Raw genomic sequence first — 22,224 nt, forward strand, 5'->3', positions numbered from 1 at the left:
GGCGGGCCCCTTACGGTTTCGGCAGGGTTTGGCCGAACGAGGTGTCGATCAACTGGTCGATCACCTGGTCCACATTGACCCCACGGCGCACCAACTCTTCGGACACCAGGATCGGCGCCGCCGCCTTGGACGACAGCACATCCTGGCTGCTCAGCAGCGGCGTGCTCAGGTCGGTACGCGACAGTTGCAGCTTGGCCACGTCCAGCGGCAGGCCGGATTCGTCGGCGAGCAGCTTGGCGAATTCATCCGGGTGCTTCACCGCCCAGTCACGGGCTTTTTCGTAGGCGCCGAGCACCTTGGTGATGGTCTGCGGATGGGCTTTGGCGAACTGCTCGGTGACGCTGACCACGCCATAGCTGTTGAAGTCCTTGTTGCGGTACAGCAGGCGCGAACCGGCCTGGACTTCACTGGCGGCCATGTGCGGGTCGAGGCCGGCCCAGGCGTCCACATCGCCTTTTTCCAGCGCGGTACGGCCGTCCGGGTGTTGCAGGTGCACCAGTTCCACGTCGTCTTTTTTCAGCCCGGCTTTTTCCAGGCTGCGCAGGGTGAACAGGTACGGGTCGGTGCCTTTGGTGGCGGCGATTTTCTTGCCTTTCAGATCGGTGACGCTGTTGAGCGGCGAGTCCTTGCGCACCACCAGGGCGGTCCATTCGGCGCGGCTGTAGACATACACCGATTTGATCGGGCTGCCGTTGGCCCGGCTCAGCACGGCCGACAGGCTCGCCGAGGAGGCGAAATCCACGCCGCCGCTGTTGAGGTATTCCAGGGAACGGTTGCTGCCCTGGCTCAGTACCCAACCCACCTTGCTATGGGGCAGGGCCTGTTCGAGCCAGCCGAAGTGCTTGAGCACCAGGCTGACGGGCGAGTAGTAGGCGTAATCCAGATTGACTTCGGCCGGATCGGTTTCAGCCGCGAACGCCTGCGGTTGCAGGCACAGGGCGAGGGCGCAGGCGCCGAGTAAACGTTGGGTGAAGGGTTTCATGGAACAGCTCCGTAGAAGGCGTTGAGAGACGGCTTTTCTTATATTCAGAAAATTGAATTTGACTACTCAATAATGCTTTATAGGAATATGCAGTCTCTGTGCCATCTGGCGCGGCGCCGGATTTACTGGGGATGGGGCCATTAAGGCTGGTGTGGAAGGCAACAAACTGTTGAATCGGTGTTTGCAGCGCAACAGTTCGTATATTCCCTAATGGAATAAATAAAGAGTTATATATTCCTTTTATTGTTTTCGTGGATGGCGCATTTTGAAGGCCTGCGCATTCGTGCGGATTGACCCAACAGCTAATAGGAAACCCGACATGACCATTAAAGCGATCAACGTGCGCAACCAGTTCAAAGGCGTGATCAAAGAAATTCTGCTGGGCGAGGTGGTGTCCGAAATCGACGTGCAAACCGCGTCCGGTATCGTGACGTCCGTGATCACGACCCGTTCGGTGCGTGACCTGGAATTGAAAGTGGGCAGCGAAGTGATTGCCTTCGTGAAGTCCACCGAAGTGTCCATCGCCAAGCTGTGAACCCGGCAAACTGTGGGAGCGCCGCTCCCACAGCCGGTTGCAGTCGCGCGTCTAGCGCTGACGCAGCGCCCGTTCCATGCGCTGCACACCTTCTTCCAGCAGCGCCCGTGGGCAGCCGAAGTTCAGGCGCACGAATTGCTGACTGTCATCACCAAATTCGATCCCCGCGCTGAGCCCGACCTTGGCTTGCTCCAGGAAGAACCGCTGCGGGTCATCCAGGCCCAGGGCACTGCAATCCATCCAGGCCAGGAACGTGCCCTGCGGCGCGTGCATGACGATGCCGGGCAAGCGTGTGCGCACCGCGTCGAGCAGGTAGTCGCGGTTGGCTTGCAGGTACTGCACCAGCGCCTGCAGCCATTCGCCACATTCAGCGTAGGCCGCACGCGTGGCCTCCAGGCCCAGGGGGCTGACGCTGTCGACCATGCCGCAGCGCGCGTTATTGAAACGCTCGCGGATCTCGGCGTTTTGCACCACGGCAAAACAGGTTTTCAAACCGGCCACGTTGTAGGCCTTGCTCGCCGACATCAGCGTGATGGTGCGCTGGGCAATCTCGGGGCTGAGGCTGGCGGTGGGGATGTGGTGACGGCCGTCGAAGCACAGCTCGGCGTGGATCTCATCGGAGATGATCAGCGCGCCGTGTTCCAGGCAAGCGTTGGCCACGGCCAGTAACTCTTCGCGGGGGAAGACCTTGCCCATGGGGTTGTGCGGGTTGCTCAACAGCAACGCGCCGGCACCGTTGAGCGCCTGGCGCAGGGCTGGCAGTGGCGTGATGTATTCAGCGTCGACCCGCTCGAAAGGCACTTCGATACGCGGCAGGTTCCAGTGGCCGGGCGCCAGGCGGATCGGCCGATAGTTGGGGGTTTGCAGCACCACCGGTTGGCCGGGTTGCACGAAGGCGTGCAGCCCCATATTGAAGCCCGGTTCGACGCCGGGCAGAAACAGCAGCTCGTCAGGCTGCACGCGCCAGGCGTACTTGGCCCACAAGTCGGCGACGATGGCTTCGCGCACGTCCGGGCCGGCCACGCTGTAGCCGAGGATCTGCTGGTCGAGACGCGCGTGCAGGGCCTGCAACACGGCAGGCGGCGCGGCGATGTCCATGTCGGCGATCCACATCGGCAACACGTCGGGCGGGTAACGGTTCCACTTGGTGCTGCCGGTGCCGAGGCGGGGGTGGATCGTGTCGAAATCAAAACTCATGGGGAGGCTCGTGTCGGAGAGTCAGGCGAAGAATGGCGCCGATTCTAGCGCCATTGGCCGTCCAGGCCAGCGCTGAATCGTTCCGTGACCGACAGGTTCTGTCATAAAAACGCCATTGTGCTGGGTCTTGGGGGCGGTACGGGCTATTTTGGTGCATCTCAATAACCCGAGTAACCATGGATGAAATACCAACCTTTCAGCCGTACCTTGATGGCCACTGCCCTGGTGTTGACGGTCAGTGGTGTGCACGCCGCGTCCCAGGCCCCGGTGGCCGGTGAAAACGGCATGGTGGTCACGGCCCAGCATTTGGCCACCCACGTGGGCGTGGATGTGCTCAAGTCCGGCGGTAACGCAGTGGATGCGGCGGTGGCTGTGGGCTACGCGCTGGCGGTGGTCTACCCGGCAGCGGGTAACCTCGGTGGCGGCGGATTCATGACTGTGCAACTGGCGGACGGGCGCAAGACCTTCCTCGACTTCCGCGAAAAAGCGCCCCTGGCGGCGACGGCCGACATGTACTTGGACAAGGCCGGCAATGTGGTTGAAGGCCTGAGCGCCAAGGGCCACCTGGCGGTTGGCGTGCCGGGCACGGTATCGGGCATGGAACTGGCCCTGAACAAATACGGCACCCTCAAGCGTGCCCAGGTGATTGCCCCGGCGATCAAGCTGGCGGAAAACGGCTTCGCGCTGGAGCAGGGCGATATCGACCTGCTGCACACCGCCACCGGCGAGTTCGAGAAAGACAAGGACATGCGCGCGATCTTCCTGCACAACGGCCAGCCGCTGCAGGTGGGCCAGAAGCTGGTGCAGAAAGACCTGGCCAGGACGCTGAAGGAAATCTCCGCCAAGGGCACCGACGGTTTCTATAAAGGCTGGGTGGCCAAGGCGCTGGTGGATTCCAGCCAGGCCGGCAAAGGCATCATTACCCAGGCCGACCTCGACCACTACAAAACCCGCGAACTGGCGCCCATCGAGTGCGACTACCGGGGCTACCACGTGGTCTCGGCACCGCCGCCGAGCTCCGGTGGTGTGGTGATCTGCCAGATCATGAACATCCTCGAAGGCTACCCGATGGCCGACCTGGGCTACCACTCGGCCCAGGGCCTGCACTACCAGATCGAAGCCATGCGCCACGCCTATGTGGACCGCAACAGCTACCTGGGCGACCCGGACTTCGTGAAGAACCCGATCGAACATCTGCTGGACAAAAACTACGCGACGAAACTGCGTGACGCCATCGAACCGAACAAGGCCGGCGACTCCCAGGCGATCAAACCGGGCGTATCGCCCCACGAAGGCAACAACACCACCCACTACTCCATCGTCGACAAGTGGGGCAACGCGGTGTCGGTGACCTACACCCTCAACGACTGGTTCGGTGCCGGCGTAATGGCGAGCAAGACCGGGGTGATCCTCAACGATGAAATGGACGACTTCACCGTCAAGGTCGGCGTGCCGAACATGTACGGGCTGGTCCAGGGCGAAGCCAACGCCATCGCGCCGGGCAAAGCGCCGCTGTCGTCGATGAGCCCGACCATCGTCACCAAGGATGGCAAGGCCGTGATGGTGGTGGGTACGCCGGGCGGCAGTCGCATCATCACCGCAACCCTGCTGACCATCCTCAATGTCATCGACTACAAAATGAACATCCAGGAGGCCGTGGACGCGCCGCGTTTCCACCAGCAGTGGATGCCGGACACCACCAACCTGGAGACCTTCGCGGTCAGCCCGGATACCCAGAAGATCCTCGAAAGCTGGGGCCACAAGTTTGCCGGACCCCAGGACGCCAACCACTTGGCGGCGATCCTGGTGGGCGCGCCGTCACTGGGCGGTGAACCGGTCGGTAACAACCGTTTCTACGGGGCCAACGATCCGCGCCGCAATACCGGCCTGTCCCTGGGCTACTAAGCGCCGCCCCCCCCCTGTAGGAGCGAGCTTGCTCGCGCCTACAGGAGTTGTTTGACGGCCGCGAAGGCTTTGGCGCGGCGTTCTTCCCAATTCCCTCTGATCACCACCAGGGCCTGTCGATGCTGTTGCATCCAATCCAGGCTGTCCTGGAAAAACGCCTGGCGGTCGGCCAATTCCGGTTGGCAGCGCTGGCCGTCCGGCGTCCATTCCACGTCCTCGGGGGACAGCAGCAGGTGCAGGTCGTAGTGGCGGGCCAGCAGTTCGTCGTCGAGCCAGGTCGGGTAGTCGCCGAACAGCGTCTGGCTCCAGAGTTTGTTGGTCAGCAGGTGCGTGTCGAGGATCAACAGCCCAGGACGCTCGGCGCGCGCGGCGTCTTCCCAGGCCAGTTGTCCACGGGCGATGGCCGGGATATCGGCCAGCGTGGTGTCGCGTTGATGGTGGTCGATGAAATGCCGCACGTATTCGCCCACCATCAAACCGCCAAAGTGCGCTTGCAACTGCGCGGCCAACCAGCTTTTGCCGCTGGATTCAGGCCCGGCCAGGACCACCACCTTCATGGGCGTAACGCCGGGTCGGCGTGCCATTCACGCCAGCCTTGCACGGCGATCACGGTGAACAGCCCATAGAGCGCGGCGGTGAGGTAGAGGCCTTTGTAGAGGAACAGCCCGACGAAGATCACATCCACGGCAATCCACAGCGGCCAGCATTGCACGCGTTTCTGCGCCATCCACATCTGTGCCACCAGGCTGAAGCCGGTGAGGGCGGCGTCGAGCCAGGGTTGGGCCGCGTCGGTCCAGTGGGCCATGGCGGCGCCGAGCAGCAGGCTGCCGACCGCGCCCGCCATCAGGCTGGCGATAATCGCGGGCCCGCCCAGGCGTGTGACCTGGCGCCCTTGCCGGACTTCACCGCTGCGGGTCCACTGCCACCAGCCATAGACTTGCAACGCGGCGTAGACCACCTGCAGCAGCATGTCGGAATAGAGTTTCACGTCGTAGAACACCCAGGTGTAGAGCAGCACCATCACCAGGCCGATGGGCCAGCACCACGGGTTCTGCTTGACCGTCAGCCACACGGCGATCACCCCCAGGGCGGCGGCGAACAGTTCAAGCTGGGACATGGTGGTTCCTTGGGAGGGCGTCGAAGAGGGCGGCGATTGTAACCAGAGGTGGGCCAATGTGGGAGGGTGCTTGCTCCCGATAGCGGAGTGTCAGCCGGCATATGTCTGACTGATGTACCGTCATCGGGAGCAAGCCTCCTCTCACATGGGGGCGTTTGACTACACCTTGAACTGGCGCAACAACCCCTCCAGCTGCTCACTCAACCCCCGCAACTGTGCGCTGGCCACGCTCGACTGCTCGGCCGCCAGCGCCGTGCTGTGGGACAAACCGGCCGCCTGGGTCACGTTCTGGTTGATGTCTTCCACCACATGGGCCTGTTGCAAGGTCGCGCTGGCAATCGAGGCGTTCAGGCCGTTGAGGTTGTGCAGGGCCTGACCGATGGCGGTGAGGCTGGCGCCGGCCTGGCCGGCTTGTTCGATGGTCAGTTGCGAGGCGCTGTGGCTGTCGCTGATCACCTTGACCGCCGCTTCGGAGTGACCTTGCAGGCGCTCGATCATCACCTGGATTTCGGCGGTGGATTTTTGCGTGCGCTGGGCCAGCAGGCGAACCTCATCGGCCACCACGGCAAAGCCGCGGCCTTGCTCGCCGGCGCGTGCCGCTTCAATGGCCGCGTTGAGCGCCAGCAGGTTGGTCTGGTCGGCGATGGAGCGGATCACCTCCAGCACGCCACCGATCTGGGTGCTTTCGCTGGACAGGGTGCGGATCACTTCCACGGCCTGGTTGATGGTGGTGGAGAGCTGGTCGATCTGTTGCAGGCTGCCGTCGATATTGACCTGGCCTTGCTGCGCCTGGGCCTGGGCGTCGCGCATTTCACTGGCGGCGTGTTCGGCGTTTTTCGCCACATCCTGCACGCCGTAGGTGACTTCATTGATGGCCGTGGCCACCAGTTCCATCTGCTGGGACTGTTGCTGGCTACGGTCATGGGCCTGGCTGGCATTGGCGCCGAGTTCCTGGGACGACTGGCCCAGCGCAGTGGCGCACACCTGCAACTGGCTGACCACCTGGCGCAGCTTGGCGGTAAAGCTGTTGAAGTGCCGCGACAGTTGGGTGACTTCGTCCTGGCCATGGGTGTCGAGGCTGCGGGTCAGGTCGCTTTCGCCGCTGGCGATATTGGCCATGGCGCTCACGGCGGCCTGCAGCGGACGCACGATGCTGCGCACAATCAACGAGACCAGCAGGGTCATGATCACGGCGATGACCAGGCCGATGCCCGAGGCTTTCCACACTTGCACGTTGAACTCGGTTTGCACGTCGTCCACGTACACGCCGGAGCCGATGATCCAGCCCCACGGTTCGAACAGTTGGATGTACGAGGTCTTTTCCACCGGCGCATCGGCGCCCGGTTTTGGCCAGCGGTAATTGACGATGCCGGCACCCTTGGCTTTGGCCACGCTCGCGAACTCGTTGAAGATCGCAACGCCGTCCGGGTCGCGAATCGCCGAGAGGTTTTGACCATCGAGCTTGGCGTTGACCGGATGCATGATCATCACGGGCGTGAGGTCGTTGATCCAGAAATAGTCGTCCTCGTCATAACGCATCACGCGCACCGCACTCAGGGCTTGTTTCTGCGCCGCTTCGCGGGTCATGACACCGGCAGTTTCGAGGCTGTGATAAAACGTCAGGATTCCGCTGGCGGCCTGCACCACATGCTGGGTCTGCTGGCGCTTGGCCTGATACAGGTCGCTATGAATCTGCTTGAGCATCAATAAACCCAAGGCCAGCAGCATCAACACGGCGACTAGCAGGATCAGCCACAGACGCCGGCTGATCGACATATTGCGCAAACTGTTCATCGTCCTGTCACTCCGTGCTTTTTATAATTGCGGGCGTCGCATCGACTTTTACGCCTTGTCTAGATAGGCTTTCGGCCTGAAATCGGAAAACCTGAGTAGCGTCTGATTTTTCACGCAATTTTTGCACACCGGCGTTGATCATTAGCGCCGATGCCTTGTCGTCAGTGAACCACTAAAAAAGATCAATAAGGCATGCCACCGAGCATGACCTTTGGGGGAAGTATGGATTTGTGGACCGCCATTCAGGCGTTGATTTTGGGCGTGGTCGAGGGACTCACAGAGTTCCTGCCGATTTCCAGCACCGGCCACCAGATTATCGTCGCCGACTTGCTCGACTTCGGCGGCGAACGCGCGATGGCGTTCAATATCATCATTCAGCTCGGCGCCATCCTGGCGGTGGTCTGGGAGTTCCGGCGCAAGATCCTCGACGTGGTCACCGGCCTGCCGACTCAGCGCAATGCCCAGCGTTTCACGCTCAATCTGCTGATCGCCTTCCTGCCGGCCGTGGTGCTGGGGGTGATCTTCGCCGACCTGATCCACCATTACCTGTTCAACCCGATCACCGTGGCCACGGCCCTGGTGGTGGGCGGCGTCATCATGTTGTGGGCCGAGCGTCGCCAGCACGAAGTGCACGCCGAGAGCGTCGATGAGATCACCTGGAAGGACGCGCTCAAGGTCGGCTTTGCCCAGTGCCTGGCGATGATTCCGGGGACCTCGCGCTCGGGCTCGACCATTATCGGTGGCCTGCTGTTCGGCCTGTCGCGCAAGACCGCCACCGAGTTCTCGTTCTTCCTGGCCATGCCGACCATGGTCGGCGCGGCGGTGTACTCGGGCTACAAGTACCGCGACCTGTTCCAGCCGGCGGATCTGCCGGTGTTCGCTATCGGTTTTGTCACCTCGTTCATCTTCGCGATGATCGCGGTCAAGGGCCTGCTCAAGTTCATCGCCAACCACAGCTACGCGGCGTTCGCCTGGTACCGCATTGCGTTCGGTCTGCTGATCCTGGCGACCTGGCAATTCGGCTGGATCGACTGGGCAGCGGCCAAGGCATGACGATCCAGCACCCACGCCTGAAAGCCGCGATCTTTTTGGCGTTGTGCGCCGCGCCGCTGTTAGGCTCGGTGCGGGTGTGGCTGCGCGGCGAAACGGTGCTGCCGCTGGCGGTGTATGGCGTGGTCAGCCTGCTCGCGTTCTTCCTCTACTGGAACGACAAGCGCAAGGCTCGCACCGATAGCTGGCGTATCCCGGAAAATATCCTGCATGCCGTGGAGCTGGCGGGCGGCTGGCCGGGGGCGTTGATTGCCCAGCAAGTGTTTCGCCACAAGACACGCAAGGTGTCTTACCAGGTGCTGTTCTGGGCCATCGTGCTGTTGCACGAGGTGTTCTGGCTGGATCAGATGTTCCTGGGCGGCACCTTGGGGTCAGTCCTCTAGACGCAACCCGATCTGCGTGCGCTTGGGCAGCTTGCTCACCACCAGTTGGTGGGAGCGGCGCAACAAGCCTCGCAGTTCCTCGGCGCCCAGCGGGTAGGGCGTGTTCATGATGATCCATTGCGCGCGGGCCAGGTACGGCGCCGGATGGATACCAGGGCGGTCCACATGGCCCAGGAACAGGTCCTTGTCGACCTTGAACGCCAGCGAGTCACCGCGCAGGCCTTGCAGGGCGAACATCTTGTTGCCGGCAATCGAGAACACCCGTACGCCGCCCCATTTGTAGTCCTCCCGCGCACCGGGCAGGCTCAGGCAGAAGTCGGCGACTTGTGCTTCGGTCATCTTCATAGCAAGCGGTCTCCGCAGCTTTTAAAGCCTTCTTCCAGGTAATCGATCCAGGCGCGAATCGCTGGCAGCACGCCACGCCGATGCGGGTACACGGCCTGCAGCCAGCCGCCGGGCAACGACCATTGCGGCAGCAGTTGCACCAGGCGACCGTTGGCCAGTTCCTCCTCGCAGTACATCATCGGCAGCACGGTAAAGCCCAGGGCCATGATTGCGCTGGCTTTGCGCACGATGAAATCGTCGATGCCCAGGCGCGCCTCCATCATCAGTTCGTGAGGCTTGCCCTGGGGGTCGAGAATCCGATGATGCACCAGGCGGTCCGCTTCCAGCGCGCCGAGGATAGGCAGTTGCTTGAGGTCTTCCAGGGTGTTTACCTGGCGGCCGCGCAGCAGTTCCGGGCTGGCGACCAGCACCGTCTGGGCCGGGCGCAGGCGTTTGGTCACCAGCAGCGGGTCTTCGTCACCCAGTTCGCGTACGCGCAGGGCCACGTCGATCCCTTCGGCCACCAGATCGACACGGCGGTTGACCAGGGTCATTTCCAGCTGCACCTGGGGGTGGGCGGCGAGAAAACCGGCCACCAGTTCCGGCAGGATGTTCTGGGCCAGACCCACCGGGCAGGTGACTCGCAGCCGTCCACGGGGCTCGCTGGACATGCTGGCCACGGCTTCGTCGGCCATTTCCGCTTCCAGCAGCATCGCCTGGCAATGGCGCAGGTAGCGCTCGCCGACGGCGGTGAGGGTCAACTGGCGGGTGGTGCGTTGCAGCAGGCGGGCGCCCAGGCGTTCTTCCAGCTCGGCAATGCGCCGCGACAGTCGCGATTTGGGTATCCCCAGCAGCCGCCCGGCGGCCGCGAAGCCTCCGGCTTCGACGACTTTGGCGAAATAGTAGAGGTCGTTGAGATCTTGCATGCTCAGCCTATTGTCCTGTCAGTGGGACGAACTATCGCATTGCAGGCATCTTATCGTCTATTCGTTTCATGCGTAGCATCACCGCCATCTGATCGCCACTGACGATCCCACCTCGGAGATCCACCATGAAACTGTTGCATATCGATTCCAGCATCCTCGGCGACAACTCGGCGTCCCGTCAGCTCAGCGCTGGCGTGGTCAAGGCCTGGCAAGCGGCTGTGCCGGGTGTGCAAGTGACTTACCGCGACCTGGCCAGCGAAGCCATCAACCACTTCTCCGGCGCAACCCTGGGCGCACTGGGCACCGCCGCTGAACTGCGCGATGCCGCGCAAAAGCACGAGGCCGAACTGAGTGCGTCGTCGCTGGCTGAATTCCTCGCCGCCGACGCGATCGTGGTCGGTGCGCCGATGTACAACTTCACCATTCCGACCCAGTTGAAAGCCTGGATCGACCGTATCGCAGTCGCCGGTCAGACCTTCCGCTACACCGAAGCCGGTCCCGAAGGCCTGTGCGGCAACAAGAAAGTCATCATCGTGTCCACCTCCGGTGGCCTGCACGCCGGGCAAGCGTCGGGCGCCGCCCATGAAGGCTATCTGAAACTGCTGTTCGGCTTCCTGGGCATCACCGATATCGAAATCGTGCGGGCCGAAGGCCTGGCCTACGGTGACGAAGTGCGCAGCAAAGCCATGAACGACGCCAACGTGCTCATCAACGAACAGTTGTTCGCTGCCGCGTAAGGCTTGTGTAAAATTCGACTTTTTTCCGGTTTCAATCTGAAACCGGGCGCCTAAACTCTGTATTCTGGTCGCCTTGAAACGACCGGAGTGCGGAGTTTTTTCGTTTGCCTGCTGTCTTTACTTTGGCCCAGGTTATGCACGCATGGGTTTATCACCCGGTGCGAGTACCTTGAACCATGGACTTTTCAACCCGACATACCGGTTTTCACGCAGCAAAGGTGGACATCCTCATGATGCGTCTTTGTGCTGTTATGGTTCTTTCCCTGCTCGGTGGCCTGATTTCAGTGCATGCCGCGCCTGCGCCGCACCCGCACTGGAGTGTGGGTTTCCATCGCATGACCTTTCTCGATCCGCTGGATCTGCAGCCGATGAAAGCGGTCGCCTTCTACCCCTCCACCGACCTCGAACACTCCACGCAGTTGGGCGCCTATCGCGTGGCCGCCAGCGAAGACGCCAAGATCGCCATCGGGCGTTTCCCGATGCTGATGCTGTCCCATGGCAACACCGGCACGCCGATGGCCCTGCATGACCTGGCCACGTCCCTGGCGCGCAAGGGCTTTGTGGTGGTCGCGGTGCTGCATCCGGGCGACAACTACAAGGACCACAGCCGCCTGGGTACGGTGAGCAACCTGTATGGCCGGCCGATCCAGATTTCCGAAGCGATCACCGCCACCTTGGGCGATCCGATGCTGTCGCCGTTCGTCAACGTCGATCAGGTCGGTGTGATCGGCTATTCGGCGGGGGGGGAAACGGCGTTGATCCTGGCGGGCGCCAAGCCGGATTTCAACCGTCTGCGCCGCTATTGCCAGGAGCGCCCGGAAGACCGTGACGCCTGCACCACCAAAGGCGAGCTGGTAGTGGACCGCGACGACCTGCAACCGCAAGCCGACCCGCGCATTCATGCGTTGATGCTGATGGCGCCGCTGAGCCTGATGTTCGGCCGTCACACCCTGGCCGATGTGCATGTGCCGGTGCTGCTCTACAGCGGCGACGGCGACAAGCTGGTGGCCGTGGACAAGAACGCCGCCGCCCTGGCGCGCAAGCTGCCGCAACCGCCGGACTTCAAGCTGCTGGCCGGGGCAGGGCACTTCGTGTTCATGGCGCCGTGCGACAACGACCAGTTGGCGGCGATGCCGGCCCTCTGCACCGATGCCGATGGGGTTGATCGCGAGGGCATTCACCGCGACCTGATCTCCGAGGCCGGGCGGTTTTTCACCCACACCCTCGGTCAGTCCACGCGCGCTGGCTTGCAGACCGCCGATCAGTAAGCGCGTCGCTTGAGCAGCAAAGTCAGGCCCAGTGCTGTGACCGACAGCAGCGCCGCGCAGAAGAAAATCCAGCCGTAGCCCAGGTTCAGTGCGACGAAGCCCATCAATGGCCCGGCAATCGCCAGGGCCAGGTCGAAAAACACCGCATAGGCACTCAGCCCCGCGCCCCGGCTGCTGTCGGGCACCTGGCGGATGGCTTCCACGCCCAGCGCCGGGTACACCAGGGACAAGCCAAAACCGGTCAGCCCGGCGCCGATCAAGGCCACGCCGGTAGAAGGCGCGAGCCACAGCAATGTCAGGCCCAGGGTCTCGATGGCCATGCAGGCAATCGCGGCACGAAAACCACCAAAGCGGTTGATGGCCGAGATGAACAGCAGCCGCGAGAGGATAAAGCACACGCCGAACACCGTAAGGCAATAGGCCGCGCCGCTCCAACCGCGACTGAGGTAGTAGAGGGTAATAAAGGTGGTGAGCGTGCCATAGCCGATCGACGCCAGGCACAGGCCGGCACCAAACGGCGCGATGCGCCCGAACACCGCCCAGAACGGCAGGCGCTCGCCGCGCACCACCGGCACCGAGGGCTTGTTGCGGATCAGCACCAGGCTCAGCGCAGCTAGTACCGTCAGGGCAAGGCCAAGGCTGTTGTAGCCGTACTCCGTCACCATCACCACCCCCAGCGGCGCGCCAATGGCGATGGCCCCGTAGGACGCAATGCCATTCCACGAAATCGAGCGCGCGGTGTGTTCGGTGCCGACCTGGCCCATGCACCAACTGATGGTGCCTACGCCGATCAGGCCCTGGGCCACGCCCAATAGCAGCCGTGCGACGATCAGAATCCCCAGGCTCAGCTCGGGCAGGTTTTGCACCAGAGTGGCAAAAAACGTCAGCACGCCACTGACCAGGATGCCCGCCAGGCCCAGCACAATCGCACGCTTGGTGCCCACATTGTCGGACATGCGCCCGGCCATGGGGCGGCTGAGCAGGGTGGCCAGGTATTGCGAACCGATCGTGAGTCCCGCCACCACCGCGCTGAAGCCCAGTTGTTCATGCACGTAGCCGGGGATCACCGCAATCGGCAGGCCGATGCAGATGAACGCGATAAAGGTGTAGAAGACGATGGAGACGATCTGCAGGGTGATCGACAGGGAGGAGGGGGCGGCGTCGGACATGAGCACTCGTTCGCGGGCGGGCGGTGCGCGCATCATGGCATAACCTGCGCCTACAAATAAAAAGCCCCGTCACGGTGGACGGGGCTTTGGGGGCAGCGGGCGGTGCTTAGAACACTACGCCTTGGCTGCGCAGGTAGTCGTCGTAGGTGCCGCTGAAGTCGATCACGCCGTTGGCGCTCAACTCGATGATGCGGGTGGCCAGGGAAGATACGAACTCACGGTCGTGGCTGACGAAGATCAGCGTGCCCGGGTAGTTTTCCAGCGCCAGGTTCAGCGCCTCGATGGATTCCATGTCCAAGTGGTTGGTCGGTTCGTCCATGATCAGCACGTTCGGCTTTTGCAGGATCAGCTTGCCGAACAGCATGCGACCTTGCTCACCACCGGAGATGACCTTGACCGACTTGAGGATCTCGTCGTTGGAGAACAGCATGCGCCCCAGGGTGCCGCGGATCACTTGCTCACCCTGCGTCCACTGGCCCATCCAGTCGAACAGGCTCATGTCGTCTTCGAAGTCGTGGGCATGGTCCTGGGCGTAGTAGCCCAGCTCGGCGGCGTCGGTCCACTTGATGCTGCCGGCATCCGGGGTCAGTTCGTTGACCAGGGTGCGCAGCAGGGTGGTTTTGCCGATACCGTTCGGGCCGATGATCGCTACGCGCTCGCCGGCTTCGACTTGGAAGCTGAAGTCCTTGAACAGCGGCTTGCCGTCGAAGCCTTTGGCCATGCGATCGACAATGACCGCCTGGCGGTGCAGCTTCTTGGTCTGTTCGAAACGGATGAACGGGCTCACACGGCTCGAAGGCTTGACCTCGGCCAACTGGATCTTGTCGATTGCCTTGGCGCGGGACGTGGCTTGCTTGGCTTTCGAGGCGTTGGCCGAGAAGCGGCTGACGAAGGATTGCAGTTCGGAGATCTGCGCCTTCTTCTTGGCGTTGTCCGACAGCAGTTGCTCGCGGGACTGGGTCGCCACGGTCATGTACTCGTCGTAGTTGCCCGGGAACAGGCGCAACTCGCCGTAGTCCAGGTCAGCCATGTGGGTGCACACGCTGTTCAGGAAGTGACGGTCGTGAGAGATGATGATCATCAGGCTGGAACGCTGGGTCAGGATGTTTTCCAGCCAGCGGATGGTGTTGATGTCCAAGTGGTTGGTCGGTTCGTCGAGCAACAGCACTTCAGGATCGGAGAACAGCGCCTGGGCCAGCAGCACGCGTAGTTTCCAGCCTGGGGACACTTCGCTCATCGGGCCGAAGTGCTGTTCCAGCGGGATACCCAGGCCCAGCAGCAGTTCACCGGCACGGGATTCGGCGGTGTAGCCGTCCATCTCGGCGAACTCGGTTTCCAGCTCGGCCACGGCCATGCCGTCGTCTTCGCTCATTTCCGGCAGCGAGTAGATACGGTCGCGCTCGGCCTTGACCTTCCACAGCTCTTCGTGACCCATGATCACGGTGTCGAGCACGGTGAATTCTTCGTAGGCGAACTGGTCCTGGCGCAGCTTACCCAGGCGGACATTCGGCTCGAGCATGACCTGGCCGCCGGACGGATCGAGGTCGCCACCGAGGATTTTCATGAAGGTCGACTTGCCGCAACCGTTGGCACCGATCAGACCATACCGGTTGCCGGGGCCGAACTTGACCGAGACGTTCTCGAAGAGCGGCTTGGCGCCGAACTGCATGGTGATGTTAGCTGTGGAGATCAATTACTTTACCTATCAATGGGTTGCGAGCGTGGCGGCAGGAGCCTTCAGGCATGCATCAACAGCGACATCAAGGCGCGAAACCCGGTCGCTGAGCAAAAAATGGGGGATGTGTGTTGGAATTTGGCGCGCATTGTCGCATATGTCAGGCGACAGTTGTATGGCGCGCGAAAGATGGTTTCGCCAACGTCTCCGGCATCGCCAGCCATAACAGCGCCAGGGCCACGGCCGCCACCCCGGCGAGGGTCAGGAACGCCGCGTTGTAGCCGGCCTGCTGCACCACGAAACCGGCCAGGCTGCTGCTCAGCGCCGCGCCGACGCCAAACACGGTGGACAGCGCGCCCAGGCTGACATTGAAACGCCCGGTGCCTTGGGTCAGGTCCTTGACGATCACCGGGAACAGCGCGCCGAAAATCCCCGCGCCGACGCCGTCGAGCATTTGCACGGCCACCAGCCAGTAAGGGTCGCTGGACAAGGCATACAGCACGCCGCGCAGCGGCAGAATCATGAAGCCGGCCAGCAGCAGCGGTTTGCGTCCCCACAGGTCGGCCTTGACCCCCACCAGCCAGGCCACGGGCACCATGACCAGTTGCGCCGCGACGATGCACGCGGAGGTCAGCGGCGTGGCCATCTGCAGGTTGATCTGCGACAGCTTCTGGCTGACCAGCGGCAACATGGCGGCATTGGCCAGGTGGAACAGGGCGCAGCAAATCGCAAACAACAACAGCGGTCGGTTGGCCAGCAAGACGTTCATGCCGGAGGGCTGCTCATGGTCGCTGTGATGGGCGGGGTCGAAACCGCGGGCGACCTCGTGGTCGATGGCCTTTGCCGACACGCAACTGACCGCAACGACACTGGCCAGCGCCATAAACGCCATCAGGTAGAACACCACCACCGGGCCGAACAGGTACGCCAAGCCACCGGCCAGCAGCGCGGCCACGGCATTGCCGGCGTGGTTGAAGGTTTCGTTGCGCCCGGTGCGTCCGGTGAACGCACGGGGTCCGGTGATGCCCAGGGAAATCGCGGAAATCGCCGGGGCGAACACGGACGCGGCGATGGCACTGGCCGCCTGGGTCAAGGCCACCAGGCTGAAAGAACTGACGAAGGGCAGCAGCAGGCAACTGGCGGTCACCAGCAGGGCCGCCACGGCAATCACTGCGCGCTTGCTGTGGGTGCGATCGATCAGCGCCCCCGCCGGGCCCTGGGTGATCAATGCGGCAATCCCCGCCAGTGTCATGACCACGCCGATGCTGGCCGGGTCCCACTGGTGCACCGCGAGCAGGTAGATGGCCAGGTACGGTCCCAGGCCGTCGCGAACATCCGCCAGGAAAAAATTCAGACTGTCCAGGGATAAGGTATTACGCAGGTCGGAGTGTGTGGTCACAGTGAGGGCTTCGCAGCGGGCGTTCAATGGCTGAACCCCATTGCGTTAGTGACCTGCGGGCTTTGCGTTAAGTTTCGCGCTCTGACCGGGGTTTTCTTCCCTGTGCCGCCAGCCGATCTCCAACGGGCAAAAAAATGCCCGCGGATAAAGGCGGGCCAAGGGATTCATTGGAGTAGGTAGGCTTCACCCTATAGGCCGTGAAGTGAAGGCCTTGTGAAAATGCCGTCGCAAGTTCGCACGCTCACCGATCAAGCGCGGCGGATGCTGGGTATGTTGATTGCGTTGACTCGTCATTTCGTCCAATTGCGCCGTGAGAATGCACCGTTCTCTGTACTCGACGATCACCGTCAACCCTGCCGATAGCGCGGGCTCTACGCCCTGTGGGCAGGCCTCTAGACCGGCCCGCTCAGGCGTTCTTCCAGCACATTCGATTGATCGCTTTTCGTAATTCTTGGTTAACTTTTAGTTACAAGTTGTGGCTAAATAACTGCCAATGGCCGACGGGGTTCTCAATCCCTCGTGAGTGCCCATTATGTGAATTGTGGTTTCAGGTGCTGCTATCCATCCTCGGCCGTCGTGGGCATGCAGGAGCAGTCTGTTCTCTTCTGACGTGTGACGAAATCCTTTGAAACTCATCATCGTTGTTCTCTACGTTACCTCCATTGCGTATGTCCATCTGCGTGGTCGGGTGCGGCATAAACTGGGCCGCCAGATCAGTGATCACTCAACCTTCCTGGCCCCGGTCAATTGCTTCCTTTACCTGTTTTCCAAGTTGCCCAACCGACCGTTTCTGTCGACCAGCGATTTTCCTGACCTGAGCCCGTTGCAGGCACATTGGCAAGAGATTCGCCAGGAAGCCGAGAACCTGATGCGCGCCGGCGAGATCAAGCGTTCGGACCAATACAACGATGTGGGTTTCAACTCGTTCTTCAAATCGGGCTGGAAACGTTTCTACTTGAAGTGGTACGGCGACAGTCATCCGTCCGCGATGAAACTGTGCCCGCGCACTACTGAGCTGGTGCAGAGCATTGGCTCGATCAAGGCGGCGATGTTCGCCGAACTGCCGCCGGGGTCGAAGCTGGTGCGCCACCGCGATCCGTATGCCGGCTCCTATCGCTACCACTTGGGCCTGGACACGCCGAACGATCCGGGCTGCTACATCAATGTGGATGGCGAAAACTATTACTGGCGCGACGGCGAGCCGGTGATGTTTGACGAAACCTACATTCACTATGCCGAAAACAGCACGCAGCAGAACCGCATCATCCTGTTCTGCGATATCGAGCGGCCGATGAAATACCGCTGGGCCACTGCGTTCAACCGCTGGTTCAGCCGCACGGTGTTGGCTGCCGCAGGCTCGCCCAATGACGTCGGCGACAAGACCGGCGGGCTGAACCGTGCCTTCACCCGGCTGTACAAAATCCGTTTGCGCGGCAAGGAGCTCAAAAAGCGCAATCGCACGCGTTACTACCTGGAAAAGTGGGCGATCTTTGCTGTTTTTGCCGCGATCTTTGTGCTGATCTAAAGCCTGGCCCGGGCGGCGCCACTCACAGGGGTGGCGTGGCGCCCAGCGTGTCCCACATGGCCTTGCTGATTTTTTGTCGATGGGCATACCCCGCCCACGGATCGACGTTCAACCCGCGCAAGCGTTCCTGCAGAGTGGCGATAGTCCATTGCTGGGCGCCACGCACCTCCTCGAGTTCCTCACGACTGACCGGTACCGACACCGGCAGCCCTGGCCGTGCCCGCACCGAATACGCCGCCACGGTGCTGGCACCCCGCACATTGCGCAGGTAGTCAATAAAGATCTTGCCCACGCGGTTCTTTGGCCCGGAGGCGGCGGTAAAGCGTTCGGGCCGTTGCCGGGTCATGAACTGGGCGATGGCCTTGGCAAATGCCTTGACGGTGTCCCAGCCATCGCGTCGTGCCAGCGGTACGACGAGGTGCAAGCCTTTACCGCCGCTGGTCTTGACGAAGGCCTCCAGCCCCAATTCATCCAGCAACGATAACGTCAGTTGCGCCGCCTCGAGCATGGATGTCCACGGCAGTGCCGGGTCCGGGTCAAGGTCCAGTACAAACAGGTCCGGGGTGTCGATTTTGTCCGAGGTGGCGCCCCAGGTATGTAACTCGATGGCGCCCATTTGCACGGCACCGACCAGGGCGTTGGTGCTGTCGATTTCCATCAGGCGCGGGTGGCCGGGATCCAGTGACGGGTCCAGTTGCTTGATGTGGGGAATGGCCAGGCGCTCGGCGTGTTTTTGGAAGAACCGTTCGCCGTCGATGCCTTCCGGCGCGCGCAACAGCGACACGGGCCGGTGGCGCAGGAAGGGCAGGATCCGGTCGCTGATGCTCGCGTAGAAGGCTGCCAGTTGCTGCTTTTGCGTGCCGCTTTGCTTGTCGATCACCCGGTCGGGGTGGGTGATGTGCACGTCGGCGCCGCTGAGCACGCTGTCGGGCTCGGCCTGAACGATGTCGTAGTCGGCAGCGGCGCGCGCCTGGGCGTCTTTTTCCTTGATCAGCAGCCACTGTTCCTGAGCGCCGCGACCCTTGAGGTGCGTGCGCACCAGCGCCCAGTCGCCCGAGAGTTTCTGGCCGACCAGGGTGAATGTGAGTTTGCCGGCGGCATAGGCTGCGTGCGGGTCGCCGTGGGGCTGCCACACGCCCCGATCCCACACGATCACATCCCCGGCGCCGTATTGGCCGGCCGGGATGCTGCCCTCGAAACCGCCATAGCTCAGGGGGTGATCGTCAACGTGGATGGCCAGGCGTTTCTGGCTCGGATCGAGGCTGGGGCCCTTGGGTACGGCCCAACTGAGCAGCGCGCCGTCGAGCTCCAGGCGAAAGTCATAGTGCAGGTTGCGCGCGTTGTGCTTCTGGATCACGAAGCTCAGTGGCTTTGCCATGTCGTTCTCCTGCATGGCCCGTGGCAAGGAGGTGTTCGGGTGACTCGCAGGCGGCGCGAAAAGTTTCCCTGCTCAGCGCCAGCAACGGATGTGCGGACAGTTCGTGTTACACCTGATGAGAAACTATTTAATTACCAAAGCCGAACCCTCAGCGTAGCGTGTTATCGAAAGCACGTACCCCAGAGAGGCTTTGCCATGAACAGTTGTGTACGTCACGTTGCCGCGCTGGCGTTGGGCTTGGCGCTTATTCCCTTGGCGCAAGCGCAGAACCTGCCGGGCAGCAACAACGCCAACAACAATGGCCCGATTCACCGCGCCAACCCCAACAGCATGCAGGGCACCCAGTCCAATGCGCCGGCGACCCGCGGTATCCAGACCGGGCCGACCACGCGCACGCCGACCCTGGAAAACGGTGGCATCGGCAATCGCTATCCCCAGCGCGATACCGCTCCAAGTCGTCCGGCCACCGACACCAAAGCCCCCGTCTATGACGCCAACGGCAATCGCCGGTAAGGACACAGCCTTATGTTGATACACAAAACCCTGGCCGCCCTGTGCGCCACCGCGATGCTGCCCCTGGCCACCGTCTACGCGGCCGATGCCCAGCAGTTCCCCAGTGAACAGGGCCGCATCACCGCCACCCCGATTGCCAAAGGTCTGGACCATCCCTGGGCGCTGGCGTTTCTGCCAGACAAGCAAGGCTTCCTCGTGACCGAGCGCCCCGGTCACCTGCGTTTCGTCAGCCCGGACGGCAAGCTTTCGGCGCCGTTGACCGGCGTGCCTGACGTGTGGGCCAAGGGGCAGGGCGGTTTGCTCGATGTGGTGTTGTCGCCGGACTTCAAGCAGGACCGCATGGTCTACCTGACCTATGCCGAAGGCGGTGGCCAGGACGGTAAAGCCGGCACCGCCGTGGGCCGGGGGCGCCTGGCGACAGACCTGAGTGGCCTGACCGATTTCAAAGTGATCCTGCGCCAGGAGCCCAAGCTCTCCACTGGCAATCACTTCGGCTCGCGTCTGGCCTTTGACCGGGATGGCTACCTCTTCGTGACCCTGGGGGAAAACAACGACCGCCCGACCGCCCAGGACCTGGACAAGTTGCAGGGCAAAGTCGTGCGGATCTACCCGGATGGCCGCGTGCCGGATGACAATCCGTTCGTCGGCCAGCAAGGCGTACGTCCCGAAATCTGGTCCTACGGCCAGCGCAACCCCCAGGGGCTGGCGTTGAACCCATGGAGTGGCACGATCTGGGAAAACGAGCACGGCCCGCGCGGTGGTGATGAAATCAATATCATCGAGCGCGGCAAGAACTACGGTTGGCCGCTGGCGACCCACGGCATCAACTATTCGCTGACACCGATTCCAGAGGCCAAGGGTAAGACGGCGCAGGGTACGGTTGCGCCCCACCATGTCTGGGAAAAATCGCCGGCCATCAGCGGTATGGCGTTCTACGACGCCGACCGTTTCAAGGCCTGGCAGCACAACCTGTTTATTGGTGCGCTGGCCAGCCAGGAGCTGATCCGGTTGCAGTTCGACGGCGACCGGATCATCCACGAGGAACGGTTGCTGGGTGGCCTGAAGGCGCGGATTCGGGACGTGCGTCAGGGGCCGGATGGTTACCTGTATGTGCTGACAGATGAGGACAATGGTGTGTTGTACCGGGTTGGCCTGAACCCGGACTGATGGTCTTCGCGAACCAGCGCCGCCGCTAAAGGCCCAGCTCGGACAGCCCCGGATGAGCGTCCGGGCGCCGTCCCAGCGGCCAATGGAACTTGCGCTCGCTTGCCTTGATCGGCAGGTCGTTGATGCAGGCAAACCGATTGGCCATCAGGCCGTTCTCGTCGAATTCCCAATTCTCGTTGCCATAAGAGCGGAACCAGTTGCCGGAGTCGTCGTGCCATTCATAGGCATAACGCACGGCGATACGATTTTCGGTGAACGCCCACAATTCCTTGATCAACCGGTAATCCAGCTCCTTGGCCCATTTGCGGGTCAGGAACGCTTTGGCTTGTTCGCGGTTATGCGCAAATTCGGCGCGGTTGCGCCACTGGGTATCCAGGGTGTAGGCCAGGGACACCCGCTCAGGGTCGCGGGAATTCCAGCCGTCTTCGGCCAGGCGCACTTTTTCAATGGCCGATTCGCGGGTGAAGGGCGGTAGTGGCGGGCGAATTTCTGCGGTAGAGGACATTATCCGGCTCCTGCAAAGGTGGGATTAATTAAAGCCCCAATAACGTCCGCGCCATCTGCTGGGCGTTATCGGCGGCGGTTGAATCGCCCATGACCAGGGCAACGGTAATGGCGCCGTCGATCAGGATCAGCAGTTGCGCGGCCTGCCGTTCGGGATCGGGGGTGCCATGTGCTTGACACAGCTCAAGGGCGTACTCGAACAGTTTCTGTTTATGCGCCTTGGCCAGCAGGCGTACCGGGTTCTGCGGGTCGCCGGTTTCGCCGCTGGTGTTGATAAAGGCGCAGCCGCGAAAATCCGCGCTGTCAAACCAGACCTTGAGGGCGCCGAACAGCGCGATCAAGCGTTCGCCGCTGCCCTCGACACGCTCCACTTCATCACGCAGCCATTGCAGCCAGCGCGCGTCGCGGCGTTGCAGTGCGGCGATCACCAAGTCGTCTTTGTTGGCGAAGTAGCGGTAGATACTTTTGCGCGAGACACCGGCGGTTTTCACCAGCAAATCCATGCCGGTGGCGGCGATGCCGTGGCGGTAGATCAGCTTTTCAGTGACGTCGAGGATGATGGTGCGAGTCATGTCGTTCATGGCTTTAAAAGTAGAACGATCGTTCTTCTTCGTCAACCCATTTTTCCACCTGTGACAGCAAGACCTGAGCACCCCCATGGTGTAAGCTCGGTGCC

At 62.1% G+C, this 22,224-nt stretch carries 22 protein-coding genes; 9 read left to right on the plus strand and 13 right to left on the minus strand.

All coding sequences use genetic code 11. The annotated features are described in order from the left end of the window. Positions 1-10 precede the first annotated feature (10 nt). Positions 11-982: an aliphatic sulfonate ABC transporter substrate-binding protein gene (locus ACLH0J_RS17510; RefSeq protein WP_411388316.1), complete on the minus strand. Its 972-nt coding sequence runs from the start codon at positions 980-982 to the stop codon at positions 11-13. 319 nt (positions 983-1,301) lie between these two features. Here ACLH0J_RS17510 and ACLH0J_RS17515 point away from each other — a divergent pair, with 319 nt between their 5' ends. Next, on the plus strand, positions 1,302-1,517 hold the full coding sequence (locus tag ACLH0J_RS17515) for a molybdopterin-binding protein (protein ID WP_003173733.1): 216 nt from the start codon (positions 1,302-1,304) through the stop codon (positions 1,515-1,517). 51 nt (positions 1,518-1,568) lie between these two features. Here the strand turns inward: ACLH0J_RS17515 and ACLH0J_RS17520 are convergent, their stop codons facing one another. Beyond that, complete coding sequence (locus tag ACLH0J_RS17520; RefSeq protein ID WP_411388317.1) at positions 1,569-2,714, minus strand: MalY/PatB family protein; 1,146 nt, start codon at positions 2,712-2,714, stop codon at positions 1,569-1,571. Positions 2,715-2,894: 180 nt separating this feature from the next. On the opposite strand from ACLH0J_RS17520, the gene ggt reads away from it, so the two are divergent. Further along, entirely contained in the window at positions 2,895-4,619 is a 1,725-nt protein-coding gene (ggt, locus tag ACLH0J_RS17525) for a gamma-glutamyltransferase (RefSeq protein ID WP_411388318.1), read from the plus strand. A gap of 38 nt (positions 4,620-4,657) precedes the next feature. Here the strand turns inward: ggt and ACLH0J_RS17530 are convergent, their stop codons facing one another. From ACLH0J_RS17530 to ACLH0J_RS17540, 3 genes are all read right to left on the minus strand, one after another. Next, positions 4,658-5,176, minus strand: a complete 519-nt coding sequence (locus ACLH0J_RS17530; RefSeq protein WP_411392851.1) for an AAA family ATPase — start codon at positions 5,174-5,176, stop codon at positions 4,658-4,660. Further along, positions 5,173-5,736 (minus strand): nicotinamide riboside transporter PnuC, encoded by a 564-nt coding sequence (gene pnuC / locus ACLH0J_RS17535; protein ID WP_411388319.1) that lies wholly within the window; start codon positions 5,734-5,736, stop codon positions 5,173-5,175. Before pnuC ends, ACLH0J_RS17530 begins: the two co-directional genes overlap by 4 nt. 159 nt (positions 5,737-5,895) lie before the next feature. Continuing rightward, complete coding sequence (locus ACLH0J_RS17540; protein ID WP_411388320.1) at positions 5,896-7,530, minus strand: methyl-accepting chemotaxis protein; 1,635 nt, start codon at positions 7,528-7,530, stop codon at positions 5,896-5,898. Between the two features lie 222 nt (positions 7,531-7,752). On the opposite strand from ACLH0J_RS17540, the gene ACLH0J_RS17545 reads away from it, so the two are divergent. Beyond that, a complete protein-coding gene (locus ACLH0J_RS17545; RefSeq protein ID WP_411388321.1) occupies positions 7,753-8,583 on the plus strand; it encodes an undecaprenyl-diphosphate phosphatase in 831 nt (276 codons plus the stop codon). Then, positions 8,580-8,963 carry a DUF1294 domain-containing protein gene (locus ACLH0J_RS17550; RefSeq protein WP_411388322.1) on the plus strand — a complete coding sequence of 128 codons (384 nt, stop codon included), beginning with the start codon at positions 8,580-8,582 and terminating at the stop codon, positions 8,961-8,963. Before ACLH0J_RS17545 ends, ACLH0J_RS17550 begins: the two co-directional genes overlap by 4 nt. Here ACLH0J_RS17550 and ACLH0J_RS17555 read toward each other — a convergent pair. Next, a complete protein-coding gene (locus ACLH0J_RS17555) occupies positions 8,952-9,308 on the minus strand; it encodes an MmcQ/YjbR family DNA-binding protein (protein WP_042946946.1) in 357 nt (118 codons plus the stop codon). The two genes, ACLH0J_RS17550 and ACLH0J_RS17555, sit on opposite strands and share 12 nt — an antisense overlap. Then, positions 9,305-10,213, minus strand: coding sequence for a LysR substrate-binding domain-containing protein (locus ACLH0J_RS17560; RefSeq protein ID WP_411388323.1), 909 nt, complete (start codon positions 10,211-10,213; stop codon positions 9,305-9,307). Before ACLH0J_RS17560 ends, ACLH0J_RS17555 begins: the two co-directional genes overlap by 4 nt. A gap of 125 nt (positions 10,214-10,338) precedes the next feature. Here ACLH0J_RS17560 and ACLH0J_RS17565 point away from each other — a divergent pair, with 125 nt between their 5' ends. Both ACLH0J_RS17565 and ACLH0J_RS17570 read left to right on the plus strand, forming a co-directional pair. Next, a complete protein-coding gene (locus ACLH0J_RS17565) occupies positions 10,339-10,950 on the plus strand; it encodes an FMN-dependent NADH-azoreductase (RefSeq protein WP_411388324.1) in 612 nt (203 codons plus the stop codon). 230 nt (positions 10,951-11,180) lie between these two features. Continuing rightward, entirely contained in the window at positions 11,181-12,218 is a 1,038-nt protein-coding gene (locus ACLH0J_RS17570; RefSeq protein WP_411388325.1) for an alpha/beta hydrolase family protein, read from the plus strand. Here ACLH0J_RS17570 and ACLH0J_RS17575 read toward each other — a convergent pair. From ACLH0J_RS17575 to ACLH0J_RS17585, 3 genes are all read right to left on the minus strand, one after another. Continuing rightward, positions 12,212-13,387 carry an MFS transporter gene (locus tag ACLH0J_RS17575; RefSeq protein WP_411388326.1) on the minus strand — a complete coding sequence of 392 codons (1,176 nt, stop codon included), beginning with the start codon at positions 13,385-13,387 and terminating at the stop codon, positions 12,212-12,214. The two genes, ACLH0J_RS17570 and ACLH0J_RS17575, sit on opposite strands and share 7 nt — an antisense overlap. 106 nt (positions 13,388-13,493) lie before the next feature. After that, entirely contained in the window at positions 13,494-15,080 is a 1,587-nt protein-coding gene (locus ACLH0J_RS17580; RefSeq protein ID WP_010565450.1) for an ABC-F family ATPase, read from the minus strand. A gap of 142 nt (positions 15,081-15,222) precedes the next feature. Further along, complete coding sequence (locus ACLH0J_RS17585; RefSeq protein ID WP_411388327.1) at positions 15,223-16,461, minus strand: MFS transporter; 1,239 nt, start codon at positions 16,459-16,461, stop codon at positions 15,223-15,225. A gap of 625 nt (positions 16,462-17,086) precedes the next feature. Here ACLH0J_RS17585 and lpxO point away from each other — a divergent pair. Beyond that, entirely contained in the window at positions 17,087-17,986 is a 900-nt protein-coding gene (lpxO, locus tag ACLH0J_RS17590; RefSeq protein WP_411388328.1) for a lipid A hydroxylase LpxO, read from the plus strand. Positions 17,987-18,008: 22 nt separating this feature from the next. On the opposite strand, the gene ligD is transcribed toward lpxO, so the two are convergent. Beyond that, on the minus strand, positions 18,009-19,391 hold the full coding sequence (ligD, locus tag ACLH0J_RS17595; protein ID WP_411388329.1) for a non-homologous end-joining DNA ligase: 1,383 nt from the start codon (positions 19,389-19,391) through the stop codon (positions 18,009-18,011). Between the two features lie 168 nt (positions 19,392-19,559). On the opposite strand from ligD, the gene ACLH0J_RS17600 reads away from it, so the two are divergent. Next, the gene (locus ACLH0J_RS17600; RefSeq protein ID WP_411388330.1) at positions 19,560-19,877 is read left to right on the plus strand and encodes a hypothetical protein; all 318 of its coding nucleotides are present in this window, start codon (positions 19,560-19,562) and stop codon (positions 19,875-19,877) included. A gap of 12 nt (positions 19,878-19,889) precedes the next feature. Beyond that, the gene (locus ACLH0J_RS17605; RefSeq protein WP_411388331.1) at positions 19,890-21,044 is read left to right on the plus strand and encodes a PQQ-dependent sugar dehydrogenase; all 1,155 of its coding nucleotides are present in this window, start codon (positions 19,890-19,892) and stop codon (positions 21,042-21,044) included. Between the two features lie 25 nt (positions 21,045-21,069). On the opposite strand, the gene ACLH0J_RS17610 is transcribed toward ACLH0J_RS17605, so the two are convergent. Together ACLH0J_RS17610 and ACLH0J_RS17615 are read right to left on the minus strand one after the other, a co-directional pair. Then, positions 21,070-21,549, minus strand: a complete 480-nt coding sequence (locus ACLH0J_RS17610; protein WP_411388332.1) for a DUF1348 family protein — start codon at positions 21,547-21,549, stop codon at positions 21,070-21,072. A gap of 28 nt (positions 21,550-21,577) precedes the next feature. Next, positions 21,578-22,129: a TetR/AcrR family transcriptional regulator gene (locus ACLH0J_RS17615; RefSeq protein WP_411392852.1), complete on the minus strand. Its 552-nt coding sequence runs from the start codon at positions 22,127-22,129 to the stop codon at positions 21,578-21,580. Between the last annotated feature and the right edge of the window lie 95 nt (positions 22,130-22,224).

The sequence above is a fragment of the Pseudomonas sp. MPB23 genome (genome assembly GCF_046605395.1).
Taxonomy (GTDB): Bacteria; Pseudomonadota; Gammaproteobacteria; order Pseudomonadales; family Pseudomonadaceae; genus Aquipseudomonas.